This window comes from Halomonas aquatica, from assembly GCF_040196335.1.
Lineage (GTDB): Bacteria > Pseudomonadota > Gammaproteobacteria > Pseudomonadales > Halomonadaceae > Halomonas > Halomonas aquatica.
Map to the genome: position 1 here is coordinate 611,641 of NZ_JBEGCJ010000001.1, position 15,793 is coordinate 627,433.

Sequence of the window (15,793 nt, forward strand, 5' to 3'; positions counted from 1 at the left end):
ATTCAGGCTACGCCCAGCGCCAGCAGACACCACCATCAGGCAGGGGAAACCAGGATGCAGGAAAATGTACTGAGCCCGGACGACCGCGACTTCGTCACGGCACTGGCCAGCGGGCTGGAGGTGATCCTCGCTTTCGACGAGGATCACCGGAAGATGACGCTCAGCGAGGTGGCGGCGCGCACCGGCATGAACAGGGCCCGAGCTCGGCGCTTCCTGCTGACGCTGCATTCGCTAGGCTATGTGCGCAAGACCCAGCGCCACTTCGAGCTGGCACCCAGGGTCCTGCAGCTCGGCTACGCCTTCCTGTCGGCCAACGGTTACCTGAGCGTCATCCAGCAGGTGCTTGAGGACATCACCGCCGAGTGCGGAGAATCGTCATCGCTGGGGGTGCTGGACGGCGACGAGGTGACCTATGTGGCGCGCTCGGCGGCCAAGCACCGGCTGATGGCCATCAGCCTTTCGGTGGGAACCCGACTACCCGCCGCTCATACCTCCATGGGCCGGGTCTTGCTCGCCCAGCTGCCCGACGACGAGTTGGGGGCCTTCCTGGGCCGCGTGGAGCTCAGTGGCCACACCGACAAGACCATCACCGACAGGGCGGTGCTGCGAGAGCGCATCCTGGCGGTTCGCCTCCAGGGCTACGCCATCGCCGACCAGGAGCTGGACTCTGGTCTTCGCTCCCTGGCGGTGCCGGCCTTCGATGCCGCGGGGCGGCTGATCGGCGCCATCAACATCAGTACCAACGCAGCCCGGGTCGACATGGCGACCCTTCACGACGTCTATCTTCCGCTGCTCCAGGACAAGGCGCGCCAGATACACGAGCAGGTCCGCTAGCCGGCAATGACCAAGGCAGAGCGGCACGCAGCGACTTCAGAAAAATCCAATCTGGTCAGATTGGCCGTGGGGGCAACTGTCATTGCCGGACTGGCCTGCGGACAATATGGGGCAGCAAGGAAACGCAACCCATCCCTCACGCGAAAGATCGCGTTAGAGGACTCCTTGTAGACACAGGCTCCATGCGCCAAGAGACGAGCACCACCCGATCATCGGTGGTATGGAGAGACCCACAACAAGACTTCAGAGGTGACACCATGGACAAGACTCGACTTGAAGGAAAGAACTGCCTGATCACAGGTGCCGCGCGTGGTATGGGCGCCGCCGTTGCCGAACACTATGCGGCACAGGGCGCCAATGTGTGCGTGGCCGATCTCAACACCGACGGGTGCAATGAGGTCGTGGCACGCATCAAGGAGAAGGGTGGCAATGCCATCGCCGTGAAGCTCAACGTGACCGAGCGTGACCAGATGAAGGCGGCCGTCAAGGCCACCGTCGATGCCTTCGGCAGCATCAACGTCATGGTCAACAACGCCGGCATCAACAAGCCACTGATGTTCATGGACATCACGGAAGAAAACTGGCACCAGATCATGGACGTCAATGCCTTGGGTTGCCTGATCGGGATGCAGGAAGCCGCCCGGCAGATGATTGACCAAGGCAAGGAGAACGGTCCCTACAAGATCATCAATGTCGGCTCCATTCTCTCGCGCCAGGCCTTCGATGATGTGGTGCCCTACTCCTGCAGCAAGCATGCCGTGCTGGCGATGATCAACGGCGGTGCCAAGGCGCTGGTGGATCACAACATCACCGTCAACGGCTATGGCCCGGGCGTCGTTCGCACCGAGCTGTGGGAGCAGCTGGACAAGGACCTCGTCAAGATCGGCAAGTTCGACAAGCAGGGCCAGTCCATGGACGAGCTCGCCGAGAAGATGATCCTGATGAAGCGCTATTCCTACCCGGAGGACGTGGTCGGCACTGCCTCCTTCCTGGCCAGCCAGGAGTCAGACTACATGACCGGCCAGCTGCTGATGATCGACGGCGGCATGATCATGCAGTGATGCCATCGGCGACCCGGCCGGTGGCTCAGTAAAATCCCCTGTCTCTCATCACTCGATCGGCCCTGTCCTGCGCCATGGACAGGGCCTTCTTGATGGAGCGTCGCCCGTCGAGCACCTCGAATATCTCTTGCCCGGCAATGCCGATCAGGTCGGTGATCCCTGGCACGGGAGGGCGTGGCCAGGCCTGGAGGATGTCCTTGCGTGCCATCTCGTCCACCTGACCGAGGAGCGGTGACAACGACGAGACCTCCGGATCGCGACTGACACTGAAGCGCGGTGTGACCAGGCTGCCGTTCATGACATAGAGCTTCGACAGGCTGGCAGACGTCAGCGTTTTCAGGGCGCTCCAGGCGGCTTCCACGCGTTCCTCGGAAAGATTGGCGGGAATGGCCAGTGCATAGCCGCCGATCGGGGTGATAGCAGCGCCATGGTTGCCGACCGGATGGGGAAGGTAGCCGGTATTCCCCCAGGCGGGCGACTTATGGTTGAGCTCGAACAGGGGGGCAAGCAGCGTGTAACTGTAGGCCATGCAGGACTCGCCCGACGCGTAGGACTTGGCACGCTCATACCAGGCCATGTTGAGGATGTTCGGTGGAGAATATTTCAGGATATCCAGCATGTATTCACAGGCGCGAAAGGCCGCATCCGACTGGAACATCGGCCGATATTGTTCTCCTGCCACATGCTGGAAGTCATAACCGTCTCTGGTACGTCGAAGGTTCATGATCGGCTGGCCGAACTTCGCCATCAGGAAGGTGAACGTATGGCCCAGCGGCGTACCCCTGGCGGCGTTCCAGGCAATGCCGTAGCGCCCATTGCCGGGATCGTGCAATCGCCTGGCGATCTTGATCAACTCCTCAGCGGTCGTCGGGGGCTCCAACTGCGCTCGCTCGAAGATATCCTTTCGATAACAGAGAAGCTCTGGCGTCGTCTGGACCGGGATACCGTACTGCTTGCCGGCATACTGCGAGCACTGGGTGGCCATGGGGTGGAAGTCGGACAGGTCATGGCCATCTCGCGCCAGCAGACGGTCCAGCGGCAGCAGCATATCCTGGGACGCCAGTTCCCCGAACCAGGGAAGGTCACAGGCGATGATATCGTAGCGGGACTTCGCCAGTCGCGCGTTGGAGACGATCTCCCCCCGCAGCCCATCGATCGACTTCGCCTTGTTCTTGATGTCCACCCCGAAGACCGACTCCAGTTGCCGCTTCAGGTTGTGCATCGCCATGAAGGTCGGGTCGGAATGGACCAGGACCCGCAGCCCCCCTTTCAGCTCGAGGCGCTGCGAGAATACGGCGGGCGGCGGTATGACGGCGGAGGTCTCGTCGACCTTTCCCAGGCAGATCCGGCTGTCCAGACCAGAGCGGGCACCCACACCGAAGGTTCCACCCAGCAATGACTTGATCCGGATGGCATAGGCTTCCCACTCGTCGATCAGCGACGCAGACGGGTGGAGGGAGACCGTCTTTCCCGACTTCGTACGGGGACGTGACAGGACCAACCCCCGTTTGAGCATGCTCTCGATGCCCCGCTTGGCCGTGCCGTATGACAGGCCGGAGGCATCGGCCAGCGAGGTAGGCGTCGTGAGTCTTCCCGCGAGATGGTTGCGCATGATATGGATCATCATGCGCATCTCCCGATACCCAAGGGACATGGAGAGTGCCTGCTCTGTCTCATCCTCGAGCTGCTCGATGAAGTCGATGAAACGTGCAAGATCCGAGCTGGAGAGCTTGGGCATGGGTGTCTGTGGCAGCGTATCGTAAGGCCCCTCATGATGCTGTGCGACCGGATCGTCAAACATTCTCGCCTCGAAGATCACCATGGGATGAGACTCGAAAGTACCTCTCGACTCCCCTGCCAGGCAACCTTTAACCGGCACCATCGATGATCAGCCGAATGCCCAGCAGGATCAGCAGCGTGAGAATGATCCGGAAGAAAAGCTCCCCACTCAGACGTTTCTGAATGACGAGCCCCAGCTTTACCCCGAGCCAGGCGACGGGAATCATCAGCAGGGCCACCGTCAGATTCTCGACGCTAAGCAGGCCGAGCAGCCCGTAGGGCACCAGCTTGACGAGGTTGGCAGCGGCCAGGAAGACCACGGCGGTTCCCAGGAACTGTTCCTTGGTGAGCCGGCACTGCAGCAGGTAGAAGTTCAGAGGCGGACCACCGGCATGGGCGATGAAGCTGGTGAAACCGGCAATCCCCCCACAGAGTCCGCCTACCCAGGCAGGCATCACGCGACCACGCAACGGCTTGAGCAGCCCCCACAGGCCGAACAGGATCGAGAAGATGCCCAACAGCGTCTTGAGCAGGTCATCATCGAAGAGCCCGTAAGTCAGATAGCCGATGGCGACCCCCAGCACCGCCGGAGGGAACATCAGCCACAGTAGCGAGCCGACACGATGCCGCCACCAGGCCCTCAGGCTGAAGCCATCCATGACGATCAACAGAGGCAGCATGATGGCCACGGCGAAGGTCGGACTCGCCTTCAGCGAGATCAATGGCACGGCCACCACCCCGACGCCCCCGGCGAATCCCGACTTCGAGATACCGGTAATCAGCACCGCCACGATCATCAGGACAATGAATTGCCAGTCATACACCATTTGACGCCTCGTGCTTTCTGGAAGGGAATAAAAAAGGGCCGTGCGGAGACGGCCCAAATCGGAGCAACTTGCAGTGCCCCCGGCGGTCACCTCGGCTAGCCGAGGTGACCGCCTGTCAGTCCTGTCAGAGGACCTGGCAGACCTCATCGAAGTCGAACCGCTCCTGGCGCGGGAACAATGCCGAATGATCGCCATAGCCGATATTGCACAGGAAGTTGCTCTTCACCTTACCGCCGGGGAAGAATTCTTCATCGACGGCGGCATTGTTGAAGCCGGACATCGGACCAGCATCGAGACCGATCGCACGGGCCGCCAGGATGAAATAGCCACCCTGGATGGAGCTGTTGCGGAAGGCCGTGGTGTTGATGAAATCCGTCTTGCCCTCGAACAGCGACTTGGCATCCTTGTTGTGGGAGAACATCCGCGGCAGGTGCTCATAGAACTCGGTGTCATAGCCCAGCACGGCCACCACCGGCGCCTTCATGGTCTTCTCCTGGTTACCGGGCAGCAGTGCCGGCTTGAGACGCTCCTTGGCCTCCTGACTCCTCAGGAACAGCACGCGCAACGGCTGGCAGTTCATTGAGGTCGGGCCAAAGTGCATCACTTGATAGAGCTCGTGGATCTTGTCTTCGCTCACTTCCTTGTCCAGCCAGACGTTATGCGTCCGGGCGCCGGTGAACAGGGTCTCTAAAGCGTTCTGATCGATCACGCTCATATTTAATACCTCTTTTAGAACAATGGATTGCTGCGGATATACTCTCAGCTTGCCTTCAAGCCGAAGTCGTAATTCAAGTGGCGATAGGACGTTTGCATGCTGCGGCCATCCGGTGCCTGCCCGGGTGGCATCAGACGAAAGTCCTTGACCAGGGAATCCTTGACGCCAAAGACGGCATCGGAATCCAGATAGGGATCATCCTCGGCAAAGACCTGGGTCACGAGGCTTTCACACCCGTCGGCCATCAGCATGAAATGCACATGGGCCGGTCGATAGGGGTGGCGCCCGGTCACCTCGAGCATCTTGCCTACAGGGCCGTCGGTAGGGATCGGATACGGTGCCGGGGTCACGGTCCAGAAAGCATAGCGGCCCTGGTCGTCGGTAGTGAATCGGGCCCGCAACGAGGCACTGTCGAGCTCCTTCTGGACGTCATAGAAGCCTTCGCTATCCGACTGCCAGACGTCCACGACGACATTGGCCAGGGGCTCGCCACGTTCGTCGCGGACCCGGCCCTCCGCGTACAGCGGCTCGCCCTCGACGTTCCAGTCGATGGACTCGCCCTTGGCGGCCGCGGGCGGGTCGGCGACGTAGAAGGGACCCAGCACCGTGCTTTCCGACACCATCGGGTCCGAACTCTGGTGGTTGATGGCATCGACCAGCATGGTCACGCCCAGAGTATCGGAGAGCAGGATGAATTCCTGGCGCTCATCATCGCACATCTGCCCGGTCCGGGTCAGAAAGTCGATGGCCTGGGTCCACTCCTGCTCGGTGGGCTCCACCTCGCGCAGGAAGGTGTGCAAGTGGCCCACCAGGCTGTTCAGGATCGTTTTCAACCGCTCGTCCTGACACCCGGAAAACTCCTCGACCACGGCGGCCGTGATGTTATCTGCATTCAGGTTGCGCATGGCGCTATCCCCTCTTGCGTTCGACGGCCGACAGCCCCGCGAGTCGCTCGGTATGATGGACCGTGGCGATGTAGTCTTCCTCACCATGCCCCGTTCCGATCAGTGAGGTGTAGGCCTCGCGCATCTGTGCGGCGAGGGGCACCGGCACGCCGTCGCCATGAGCACAGCCGAGGATCAGGTCGAGGTCCTTGGCCATCTGGGCGGCGGAGAAGGTCGAGGTGAAGTCCCGCTCGCGCAGGGGCGGCACCTTGTACTGGACCATCGGCGAGCCCACCGCGCTGTCAGCGACCAGCTCGAGCATCGCGTCCCACTCGATGTTGCCCTTGCGAGCCATGGTCAGGGCCTCGCCCAGCATCCCTGCGCTGACCGCGATCATCAAGTTGATCGCCAGCTTGGCGTAGCGCCCCTGCTCCTCGTCGCCCAGCCAGTACTGGGCCTTGGTGAAGCTCTGCATGACCGGAACGGCGGCCTCCAGGGCCTCCTGCGGACCGGAAACCATAGCCGACAGGGTGCCGGCCTCGGCGGCGACCGGATTGCCCGACACCGGGCTTCGCAGATAGGCGATGCCCCGCGCCTCGGCCGCCCGGGCGACCTGTGCGGAGGCCTGGATGCTCACGGTGCTGGTCTCGATCAGCGTGGTGCCGGGCGCCATCTTCGCGACCAGATCCCCCGCGCCCAGGCAGAGACCCAGCAGGGCTCGGTCATCGGGAATCGAGACCAGCACCAGGGAACAGCCGTCGATGGCGGAGGCCAGATCATCATGGACGACGAGGCCGGCCTGCTCGGCCAGGGCCATGCGCTCGGCGCTGAGGTCGAACCCCTGCACCGCATGTCCCGCCGCGGCGATGCGCGCCGCCATGGGCAGGCCGAGCTTGCCCAGGCCCACCCAGGCCACCTTTTGTGTGGTTGTCATTGGGCTGTCTCCTCGTGTTGTTGACGTTTCTGCAGCTCGGCATAGATGCGATGACCGGACGCCTCCAGTTCGCTCAGTCCGTCGGCGACATCGGCCAGCAACCGGCCATGTCGCTTGTGGAACTCGCCTGCCACCATGACGCTGTCGACGTTGGCGAGACTCGCCTGCATGACGACGCTGGACACCGGGTCGCTGACCGGCTGCATGTTCAGCAGGTTGCTGTCCAGCAGCACGATGTCGGCCTGCTTGCCTGGCGTGAGGCTGCCGATGCGGTCCTCGAGCCCGAGGGCGCGCGCACCGTCCATGGTGATCCACTCCAGCGCCTCGCGGGTGCGGATGGTCGAAGTGGCGGGAATCGTGCCCTGCTCCCGACGCGAGGCGTCGTTGTCCAGCGAGCGCTGCATGCCCAAGGCCGCTCGCGCCACTGCGAACATGTCGCCGGAGATCACCGACTCGAGATCCACGCCCAGCGACACGACGCCGCCATGACGGCGGACATGGCCGGTGATCGGGAAGCCGTGCCCCTGGGTCATCTCGTTCTCGGGGGCAATGGAGAAGGTCACGCCCTGCTCGCAGAAGCGGGCCAGCTGGCCATCATCCAGGCTCTGGCCATGCACGATGTTGATGTCCGGCCCCAGCAGTCCGCGCTCTTCGATGACGTCCCAGCCACCGGGACTCACTGCCTTGCCGCCGCCCTGGTGCATGGAGGCTACCAGGCCGAACTCCTTGGCGAGCTCGAAGTCGTGCAGGGAGACATCGAGGGTAGAGTAGTGCGGGCCCAGGATCGCAAGGCCCAGGGTCACGCGTCCTTGCGGGTCCCCCAGCGGCCCGGCCAGCAGTCTCTCGACCTCGCTGCGAGGATGAGGAATCTCGCTGAAGTGGGGTTGGCCGGGCTTGGGGTCCGGCTTGGGTGAACCGTGGAAGAAGACGGCACGGATACCCGACTCCTGCAGCCCCCTGACGGCGGCATCGGTATGCGCCGGCGTGGGGTTGTTATGACACCAGTCGCCCAGGGTGGTGGCACCACAGTTGAGCTGGTTCAGCGCGCCCAGGCGGGTTGCGACATGGATGTCCTCGGGGGTGAAAAGCGCCGCCAGGCCGCGATGCACGTGGCCGAAGTATTCGAGCAGCGTCCAGTTGGCGGCGACCCCGCGCAGGGCCGTCTGCCAGGTATGCATGTGGGCATTGACCAGCCCGGGGATCAGGATACCGCCTCGACAGTCGACGACCTCGGCACCCTCGGCACCCTCGGCGGACAAGTCATGCCCCACGGCCAGGATGCGGTCGCCTTCCACCAGGACCTGACCCGAGGTCAGATCGCCGATGTCCGGGTCGAGGGTCAGTACGGTGGCATTGGTCAGCAAGGTCTTCATGCGTCGGTGGCCTCCATGGTCGTCGGGCGCCGGCCTGCGTAGGCATCGTTCAACAATCGGTGAATGCCATTGGCCTCGATCTCCCGGGGGTTCCAGTAGGGGTTGGCGGTGGCGATCTCCGTGGCACGATCGACGTCGGCCTCCTTCAGGCCGATATCGCGCAGGGCGAGAGGCGCCCCCACGGCGCGCGCCAGATCATAAAGCCCCCCGGCGGCATCATCCGTGCCCAGCGCCCGGGCGATGCGCACCATAGCCTCCGGTGCGGCCGCGGCGTTGTAGGCCACGGCATGGGGCAGCACGATGGTGTGGGTCTCGGCATGGGGCAGGTCGAAGGAGCCTCCCAGGGTATGACAGAGCTTGTGATGCAGTGACATCCCCACCGAGCCGAGACAGGCGCCGCACAGCCAGGCGCCATAGAGCGCGTCGGAACGCGCGGTGGCGTCGTCGGGGGTGCCGGCGATCGTCGGCAGGCTGCGCGCCAGGGCCGCGATGCCCTCCTCCGCCATCATCGAGACAATCGGGTTGCGATCCTTGGCATAGAGGGCCTCCACGGCATGCGCGATGGCATTGATGCCGCTGGTGCCCGACATGCCGACGGGCAGCCCCAGGGTCAGGTCGACGTCATAGATGACCGTCTCGGGCAGCACCTTGATGGTCCGCTGGGTGGTCTTGAGGCCGTCCTTGGTCTCCCCGAGGATCGGCGTCATCTCGGAACCAGCGTAGGTGGTGGGGATAACGATCTGAGGCAGGTCTGTACGCAGGGCAATCGCCTTGCCAAGCCCGATGGTGGAACCGCCCCCGATGGCCACGACGCCATCGGCACCCAGCGAGGCCAGTACGCGCATCGCCTCCTCGGTGGTCTCCACCGGGGTATGCATCCTGGCCCCGGCGAAGACATCGGCACCCAGCTCGCCGAGCTGATCCAGCACCTGACGTGCCTGGCCTTCCTGCTCGGGCGTGGAAAGTACCAGCACCCGATGGCAGCCCAGCGCCTGGACCTCCTCGGCCACCTGGGCCAGGGTGCCCTGGCCGAAGATGACCCGAGACGGCAGGCCATTGTAGGTGAATGGCATCATGATGTTGTCCTCGTTGGTTGAGTGAGCACCACGGTGGGCATCAGGTGACGGGGCGATCGGCGGAGGCATCGCCACTGGTCACGTACTGCCCGGTGATGGCCTGCACCAGCGCATCCTCGGAGACTTCATCACCGTCGAACTCGGCGGTCACCTTCCCGTCGTACATGGCAACGATGCGATTGCTGACGCCCAGGACCTCGGGCATCTCCGAGGAGATCACCAGCACCGCATAGCCGGTCTTGGCCAGATCCTTGATCAGGGCATGGATCTCCGCCTTGGAGCCCACGTCGATACCGCGGGTCGGCTCATCGAGGATCAGCAGCTTGGGATGGGTGTGCAGCCACTTGCCGATGACGATCTTCTGCTGGTTGCCGCCGCTGAGGTTGCCGACCTTCTGTCGCCAGCTGGGCGTCTTGATCTTCATCGCCTGCTGATACTTGTCGTAGACGAGCTTCTCGGCAGCGGGCTTCATGAACCCATTCGAGGAGACGGTCTCCAGGCCCGCGAGGGTCATGTTGTCGCGACAGTTCATCCCGAGAATCAGCCCCTGGTCCTTGCGATCCTCCGGGACAAGGGCGATCCCCTCGGCCACGGCATCATGAGTCGAATGGATATGCTCGGCCTTACCGTCGAGCAGCATCTCTCCGCTCGAGATCTTGCGCAGGCCGAAGATGGTCTCGGCGACCTCCGAGCGTCCCGCTCCGACCAGGCCATACATGCCGACGATCTCGCCCTTGCGGACACTGAAGCTGACGTCCTCGAACACTCCGTCGACGGTGAGGCCCCGCAGCTCGAGCATGTTCTCGCCGAAATCCTTCGGCTTGCTGGCATGATCGAGCTCGAGGCTGCGGCCGATCATCAGCTTGGTGACCTCGTCCTCGTTGGTGTCGGCGGTGTTCACCGTGCCGTTGTACTCGCCGTCCCGTAACACCGAGATCCGCTGGGAGAGATGGAAGATCTCGTCCATGCGGTGGGAGATGTAGACGATGCCCACCCCCTGATCGCGCAGGGTGTTGATGATCTCGTAGAGCACCGGCTTCTCGTGGTCGGTCAGCGAGGCCGTCGGCTCATCGAAGACCACGATCTTGGGGGTGAAGACGAGCGCCCGGGCGATCTCGACCATCTGCTTCTTGGCGATGGAGAGGTCGCTCACCAGGTCCTTCGAACTAAAGGAGCACTTCAGGCGGTCGAGGATTGCCGTGCTGTCCCGGTGCAGGGTCTTCCAGTCGACCCGGTTACCCCATTTCTTGGGCAGGCTGCCCAGGTAGATGTTCTCGGCCACGGACATCTCCGGCACCAGCGACTGCTCCTGGTGGATCAGCACGATGCCGCTCTGCTTGGCCTGCTTGGGGTTCTCGAAGACCTTCTCCTCCCCCTCGAGCAGGATCTGGCCACCGTTGGGGATGTGCTTGCCGGCCAGCACCTTCATCAGCGTGGACTTGCCCGCCCCGTTCTCGCCCAGCAGGGCATGGACCTCGCCGGCCCGGACGTCGAGGCTGACCTTGTTGAGCGCGATCACACCCGGGAACTTCTTGGTGATCTCGACCAGGGAGAGGATGGGAGCTTCCCCGTGTGCCGACGCTCCTGCGGTGTGTGTCACAGTTGCAGTGCTCATACCTGCACCCCCTTGGAAGACTTGACGCTGATCTGCTGGTCGATGATCAGCACGGTGACCAGGATCACCCCGAGGATGACCAGCACATAGAAGGCCGGCACCTGCATCATGTTCATGCCGTTGCGCAGGACCCCGATGGCCAGTACGCCCCCCAGGGTGCCGGTGATGCTGCCGTAGCCGCCGGTGAGCTTGGTACCGCCGAGCACGACGGCGGTGATGGTCCAGAGTTCGTAGTCCCGGCCGAGGTTGGGCGTCGCGGCGCCCATCTGGGTGGCCAGCAGGACACCGGCCAGGGCCGCGAAGAACCCGACGATCATGAAGTTGATCATCATGTTGCGGCCGATCCGGATGCCGGCATCCAGGGCCGCTTCGGGGTTGCCCCCCACGGCAAAGGTGTTGCGACCATGCCCCGTCCTCCTGAGCACCAGGTGCATCGCCAGGGTGCAGAGCAGGAAGATGATGGCCAGCACGGGGATCGGACCGATAGAACTGGCACCGAAGTCAGAGAAGGCGAAGTTGCTGGCATAGAAGGATTGCTCCTCGGTATAGACGAAGATCAACCCCCGCACCCCGATCATCGCACCCAGGGTGACGATGAAGGCATTGACCCCGGTCTTCCAGACCAGCAGGCCATTGAGCGCACCCAGTGCCACGCCCGTCGCGATGGCGACCAGCACCGCCACGGTCAGGCCGTAGTCCTGCAGGCCCACCGAGAGCGAGGCCGCCAGCCCCAGAGTCGCCCCCACGGAGAGGTCGATGTTGCCGTTGATCATCACGTAGGTCATGCCGAGGGCGATCAGCCCGATGGTGGAGGTCTGGACGAGGATGTTCGTCAGATTGCCCACCGACAGGAAGTAGTCGGACATGACGCTGAAGAAGATGGTGATGACAATGACGAAGATCCAGATCGGCTGGATTCCCATACCACCGCTCATGAAACGCTTCATATCGATCATGGTGTTCACCTTATCAGGAGTGGCTGGTCAGCAGACGCTTGCGCTTGTTGGCAAGGTCCAGCCATACCGCGATGATGATGATGACCCAGGTCACGAGCCACTGGGTGTAGTAGGGGTAGCCCATCAGCAGCAGGCCGTTCTGGATGAAGCCAAGGATCAGCACGCCGATGACCGTCTTCCAGATACTGCCTGCGCCGCCCAGCAGGCTGGTGCCGCCGAGGATGATGCCGGCCAGCACGAGCAGCTCGTAGCCCTGCCCCACGTTGTTCTGGGAACCCATCACCCGCGAGCCGAGCACCAGGGCGGCACAGGCCACGCAGAAGGCCGAGATCAGGTAGGTACTGAACACGCACCAGTTCTTGCGAATGCCGGAATAGACCGCTGCCACGGGATTGCCGCCGATGGCGAAGATGCGCCGGCCGTAGCCGGTGAAGGACATGACGACCTGAACGATGATGGCCAGCAGGGCGAAGATGATGACCGGCACCGCGATGCCCATCAGGTACCCTCGCCCGAACACGCTGAACCATGTGTCGCTCTGGTTGGCGATGTCGACGTTCTGGCCACCGCTGTAGATCAGCACCAGGCCCTGGATCGCCGAGAGCATCGCCAGGGTGACGATGAGCGAATTGAGCCGCATGAACCCCACCAGGAAGCCATTCACGGCCCCGAGCATGAGGGTCAGTGCGAACATCAACAGGATGGCGCCGGTTGGACCGATCTTGTCATGGAGATCCACCACCAACACCGTGGAGAAGGACAGCATCGATCCCACCGAGAGATCGAGGTTACCGCCGATGATCACCACGGTAACGCCGACCGCGATGATACCGATGATCGAGGCCTGGCGGACCACCGTCATGATGTTCGATTGGGAAAGAAATTGTTCGGAAAATAACGAGAATGCAAACATGCAGATCAGGAAGAACACCAGGATTCCCTGGGCCGAAAGGAAGTTCAGGAGACCGGCCTTGTGTTTCTTGCTGAGCATGAAGCCTTGCTTGGTCTGTTCTGCAGAAGCCATGTCACTCACCTGTATGGGCGCAACCTTGTTCCGAAGGTCACCGATTGTCCGTCCAGTGGACTGACTTTCCCGGTACTGCATCGATGCCGGAGAAAAAGCAGGGCACTGTTGACCCATCCATCATGGGCAGCGGACTGTCTTTGTCGAAACGACAAGGCGCATGAGGCCCAGAGACCTCATGCGCCTCGGCGCGTGTCTTCAGAATACCGGCTTGTCGAACTCAGCCAGATTTTCGGCGGTGATCTTGGGGGTCTCGAAGAAGTTCATCTTCGGAACCTCTTTTCCTGCCAGTACGTCGAGTGCCGTCTGGAGAGCCGCTTCGGCGTCATCGACCGGAGACTGGTAGATGGAGCCATAGTACTCGCCACGCTCGATGGCTTCGTAACCCACGGCGAAGTTGGTGGCGCCGATGAAGGCGATTTCCCCTGCCCTGTCGGCACTCTTGGCAGCGTTCAAGGCACCGACGCCCATGTTGTCATCCCCGGAATAGACACCATCGATCTTGTCGTACTTGGTGAGGAAGTTCTCCATGACCCGCTGGGCCTTCTCGCGGTTCCAGTCCGCAGGCTGGGTCTCGAGGATCTCGACGCCGGGGCAGGCCTCAGCCAGCCGCTCTTCGAAGCCCCCAGAACGCTCCATGGCCGTGGTATAGCCGGGCTGCCCGGCAATCTGGACGATCTGTCCCTCACCATCGAGGGCATCGCACATCATCTCGGCGGAGGAGGCACCCTGCTGGACATTGTCGGGGCCCGAGAAAGCCGCAATATACTCCATGCCCGCATCGGCGATCTTGGAGTTGGTTACCACGACCGGGATGCCCGCCTGATGAGCCTGGCGAATGGCGGGGATCACCGCCTGACCATTGGTTGGCCAGATGATGATGGCATCGACATCCTGCTGGATCAGGTTGCGAACCTGACCGATCTGGCGTGCCACATCGCCGCCGGCATCGAGAACGACGACCTCGACGTTATCGTTTGCCGCGGCGGCATTTTCGAAGGCGCTTTCATAGGTGGTCTGGTAGCTGTCGACGCCGACATTGTTCTGGGTGATGCCGATCCGGTAGGTCTCTTGTGCGTGGACAAGGCCCGCCGAAAGCATCATTACACTGGTCGCTAGCGCTGTTTTGTAAAACATGTTGTCACCTGCTTTGTTGTAGTTGATCCCACCGACTCGCCAGGAAGGGCTGTCAGAGTGTGTCGAGCTTATGGCCGCAGCCTGTTTTCGCGCAATGCAGCCACGACAGAGAAATGACCAATCTGGTTATTTTGTCCTGCGGCCCCATCTCCCCCGAGGCACCGGCAGGCCTGGCTTTTCTTGGCAAGATATACCTAACCCCATGAAATACCGTGCATATTTTGATAATCGCCTTGCCGGGGGCACTCCCCCGGCGGGGCGCAGACTGCCAGCAGAAGCGGGCAGGCGTCAGGACGCCTGACGCCTGCCCTGGCGTGCCGCCAGATGATGGTTAGCCGGAGCAATCGGCCGGCGGGGCGGAACGGAAGGCTGCCAACGCGTCCTCCATGTGGCCCTGCAAGGCCTCGATGCGGGAGCCGTGGGCCGGGTGGGTGGACAGGAATTCCGGCGGCTGACTGCCGCCCGCCTCGGCCATGTTTCGCCACAGGGCCACGCTCTGCCGAGGATCGAAGCCAGCCTTGGCCATGATGGCAAGACCCATCTGGTCGGCCTCTTGCTCGTGCGCGCGACTGAACGGCAGGGCGATGCCGAGGCGGGCACCGATACCCAGGGCCTGCATCATCGGCTCCCTGGCCATTTCCCCCTCGCTGAACAGCCCCACCACCAGCAGCACGGCCTTGATACCGAGTTGCTGGGTGAACCGCTCGTTGCCGTGGTCGGCCAGCACATGCCCCACCTCATGGCCGATCACGGCGGCCAGCTGAGCAGGTGTCTCGGCCACCCGCAACAGCCCTTTGTGCACCCCGATGCGTCCGCCTGGCAGGGCGAAGGCATTCGGGGAGGGGTCGTCGAACACGACCACCTCCCAGGTCTCGGGCATCCCGGCGTCGGGGTAGCGCACCTCTGCGGCATCGACCACCGACCGCGCCACGCAATGCACGAGCCGGTTGACGGCAGCGTCACCCTCGATGGGTTGCTGGCGGCGCATCTGGGCGAAGGCGTCAACACCCATCTCGGCCATCAGGCCATCGGGGACCAGTGCCAGCTGTGACCGGCCGGTCGGCGTCTTGTCGCAGCCGGCCAGCATCAGCATGGCCAGAAACGGCAGGAGACAGCGCCATCGCCACATGGCCCTACTCCGACATCACCGCACTCAGGGCTATCCGATACCCCTGACTGCCGAGACCCGCGATCACGCCATCGGCGCGCAGCGAGACATAGGAATGATGACGGAAGGCCTCGCGCTGATGAACGTTGGAGAGGTGCACCTCGATCACCGTTCCATCGAAGGCGGTCAAGGCATCCAGGATCGCTACCGAGGTATGTGTGTAGGCGGCCGGGTTGATGATGATCGCCACGGTACCATCGATCCGGGCCGCCTGGATGAGGTCGATCAGCTCCCCTTCATGATTGCTCTGCCGGCAGGTGATTTCCCAGCCGCCCAGTGCCGCCTCCTCGTAGAGCGCGTTGTCGATGTCCTCCAGCGTCTCATGGCCATAGATATCGGGCTGCCGGGTGCCGAGCAGATTGAGGTTGGGACCGTGGAGGACCAGTACCTTTTTCATGTCGTCGCGTTCC

The 15,793-nt window shown here is 62.7% G+C and carries 15 protein-coding genes; 2 read left to right on the top strand and 13 right to left on the bottom strand.

The genetic code is table 11. The annotated features are described in order from the left end of the window. Window positions 1-54 precede the first annotated feature (54 nt). Window positions 55-834 (top strand): IclR family transcriptional regulator domain-containing protein, encoded by a 780-nt coding sequence (locus tag ABE960_RS02820; RefSeq protein WP_349760709.1) that lies wholly within the window; start codon window positions 55-57, stop codon window positions 832-834. A 257-nt stretch (window positions 835-1,091) separates the two neighbouring features. Beyond that, window positions 1,092-1,895, top strand: coding sequence for an SDR family NAD(P)-dependent oxidoreductase (locus tag ABE960_RS02825; protein WP_349760710.1), 804 nt, complete (start codon window positions 1,092-1,094; stop codon window positions 1,893-1,895). Between the two features lie 25 nt (window positions 1,896-1,920). On the opposite strand, the gene ABE960_RS02830 is transcribed toward ABE960_RS02825, so the two are convergent. The 13 genes from ABE960_RS02830 to aroQ form a co-directional block, all read right to left on the bottom strand. Then, on the bottom strand, window positions 1,921-3,696 hold the full coding sequence (locus tag ABE960_RS02830; protein ID WP_349760711.1) for an ABC transporter substrate-binding protein: 1,776 nt from the start codon (window positions 3,694-3,696) through the stop codon (window positions 1,921-1,923). Window positions 3,697-3,763: 67 nt separating this feature from the next. Beyond that, window positions 3,764-4,501: a sulfite exporter TauE/SafE family protein gene (locus ABE960_RS02835; RefSeq protein ID WP_349760712.1), complete on the bottom strand. Its 738-nt coding sequence runs from the start codon at window positions 4,499-4,501 to the stop codon at window positions 3,764-3,766. A 124-nt stretch (window positions 4,502-4,625) separates the two neighbouring features. Then, window positions 4,626-5,216 (bottom strand): malonic semialdehyde reductase, encoded by a 591-nt coding sequence (locus ABE960_RS02840; RefSeq protein WP_349760713.1) that lies wholly within the window; start codon window positions 5,214-5,216, stop codon window positions 4,626-4,628. A 44-nt stretch (window positions 5,217-5,260) separates the two neighbouring features. Further along, a complete protein-coding gene (locus ABE960_RS02845) occupies window positions 5,261-6,121 on the bottom strand; it encodes an intradiol ring-cleavage dioxygenase (protein WP_349760714.1) in 861 nt (286 codons plus the stop codon). Window positions 6,122-6,125: 4 nt separating this feature from the next. Continuing rightward, window positions 6,126-7,034 (bottom strand): NAD(P)-dependent oxidoreductase, encoded by a 909-nt coding sequence (locus tag ABE960_RS02850; protein WP_349760715.1) that lies wholly within the window; start codon window positions 7,032-7,034, stop codon window positions 6,126-6,128. Next, window positions 7,031-8,407 (bottom strand): amidohydrolase family protein, encoded by a 1,377-nt coding sequence (locus tag ABE960_RS02855; RefSeq protein ID WP_349760716.1) that lies wholly within the window; start codon window positions 8,405-8,407, stop codon window positions 7,031-7,033. Before ABE960_RS02855 ends, ABE960_RS02850 begins: the two co-directional genes overlap by 4 nt. Beyond that, window positions 8,404-9,483, bottom strand: a complete 1,080-nt coding sequence (locus tag ABE960_RS02860) for a maleylacetate reductase (protein ID WP_432765326.1) — start codon at window positions 9,481-9,483, stop codon at window positions 8,404-8,406. Before ABE960_RS02860 ends, ABE960_RS02855 begins: the two co-directional genes overlap by 4 nt. 40 nt (window positions 9,484-9,523) lie before the next feature. After that, complete coding sequence (locus ABE960_RS02865; RefSeq protein WP_349760717.1) at window positions 9,524-11,098, bottom strand: sugar ABC transporter ATP-binding protein; 1,575 nt, start codon at window positions 11,096-11,098, stop codon at window positions 9,524-9,526. Beyond that, on the bottom strand, window positions 11,095-12,054 hold the full coding sequence (locus ABE960_RS02870; RefSeq protein ID WP_349760718.1) for an ABC transporter permease: 960 nt from the start codon (window positions 12,052-12,054) through the stop codon (window positions 11,095-11,097). The genes ABE960_RS02865 and ABE960_RS02870 overlap by 4 nt, the downstream gene beginning before the upstream one ends. A gap of 13 nt (window positions 12,055-12,067) precedes the next feature. Further along, on the bottom strand, window positions 12,068-13,078 hold the full coding sequence (locus tag ABE960_RS02875; RefSeq protein ID WP_349760719.1) for an ABC transporter permease: 1,011 nt from the start codon (window positions 13,076-13,078) through the stop codon (window positions 12,068-12,070). A gap of 198 nt (window positions 13,079-13,276) precedes the next feature. Next, window positions 13,277-14,182, bottom strand: a complete 906-nt coding sequence (locus ABE960_RS02880) for a sugar ABC transporter substrate-binding protein (protein ID WP_349760720.1) — start codon at window positions 14,180-14,182, stop codon at window positions 13,277-13,279. A gap of 364 nt (window positions 14,183-14,546) precedes the next feature. Continuing rightward, window positions 14,547-15,344, bottom strand: a complete 798-nt coding sequence (locus tag ABE960_RS02885; protein WP_349760721.1) for a M48 family metallopeptidase — start codon at window positions 15,342-15,344, stop codon at window positions 14,547-14,549. A 4-nt stretch (window positions 15,345-15,348) separates the two neighbouring features. Continuing rightward, entirely contained in the window at window positions 15,349-15,780 is a 432-nt protein-coding gene (gene aroQ, locus ABE960_RS02890) for a type II 3-dehydroquinate dehydratase (protein ID WP_349760722.1), read from the bottom strand. Between the last annotated feature and the right edge of the window lie 13 nt (window positions 15,781-15,793).

Coding starts and splice junctions, on each gene's coding strand:
- ABE960_RS02870 (WP_349760718.1), bottom strand. CDS start 12,054: ATGATCGATATGAAGCGTTTCATGAGCGGTGGTATGGGAATCCAGCCG.
- ABE960_RS02855 (WP_349760716.1), bottom strand. CDS start 8,407: ATGAAGACCTTGCTGACCAATGCCACCGTACTGACCCTCGACCCGGAC.
- ABE960_RS02825 (WP_349760710.1), top strand. CDS start 1,092: ATGGACAAGACTCGACTTGAAGGAAAGAACTGCCTGATCACAGGTGCC.
- ABE960_RS02860 (WP_432765326.1), bottom strand. CDS start 9,483: ATGATGCCATTCACCTACAATGGCCTGCCGTCTCGGGTCATCTTCGGC.
- ABE960_RS02820 (WP_349760709.1), top strand. CDS start 55: ATGCAGGAAAATGTACTGAGCCCGGACGACCGCGACTTCGTCACGGCA.
- ABE960_RS02835 (WP_349760712.1), bottom strand. CDS start 4,501: ATGGTGTATGACTGGCAATTCATTGTCCTGATGATCGTGGCGGTGCTG.
- ABE960_RS02880 (WP_349760720.1), bottom strand. CDS start 14,182: ATGATGCTTTCGGCGGGCCTTGTCCACGCACAAGAGACCTACCGGATC.
- ABE960_RS02875 (WP_349760719.1), bottom strand. CDS start 13,078: ATGGCTTCTGCAGAACAGACCAAGCAAGGCTTCATGCTCAGCAAGAAA.
- ABE960_RS02830 (WP_349760711.1), bottom strand. CDS start 3,696: ATGTTTGACGATCCGGTCGCACAGCATCATGAGGGGCCTTACGATACG.
- aroQ (WP_349760722.1), bottom strand. CDS start 15,780: ATGAAAAAGGTACTGGTCCTCCACGGTCCCAACCTCAATCTGCTCGGC.
- ABE960_RS02885 (WP_349760721.1), bottom strand. CDS start 15,344: ATGTGGCGATGGCGCTGTCTCCTGCCGTTTCTGGCCATGCTGATGCTG.
- ABE960_RS02845 (WP_349760714.1), bottom strand. CDS start 6,121: ATGCGCAACCTGAATGCAGATAACATCACGGCCGCCGTGGTCGAGGAG.
- ABE960_RS02840 (WP_349760713.1), bottom strand. CDS start 5,216: ATGAGCGTGATCGATCAGAACGCTTTAGAGACCCTGTTCACCGGCGCC.
- ABE960_RS02850 (WP_349760715.1), bottom strand. CDS start 7,034: ATGACAACCACACAAAAGGTGGCCTGGGTGGGCCTGGGCAAGCTCGGC.
- ABE960_RS02865 (WP_349760717.1), bottom strand. CDS start 11,098: ATGAGCACTGCAACTGTGACACACACCGCAGGAGCGTCGGCACACGGG.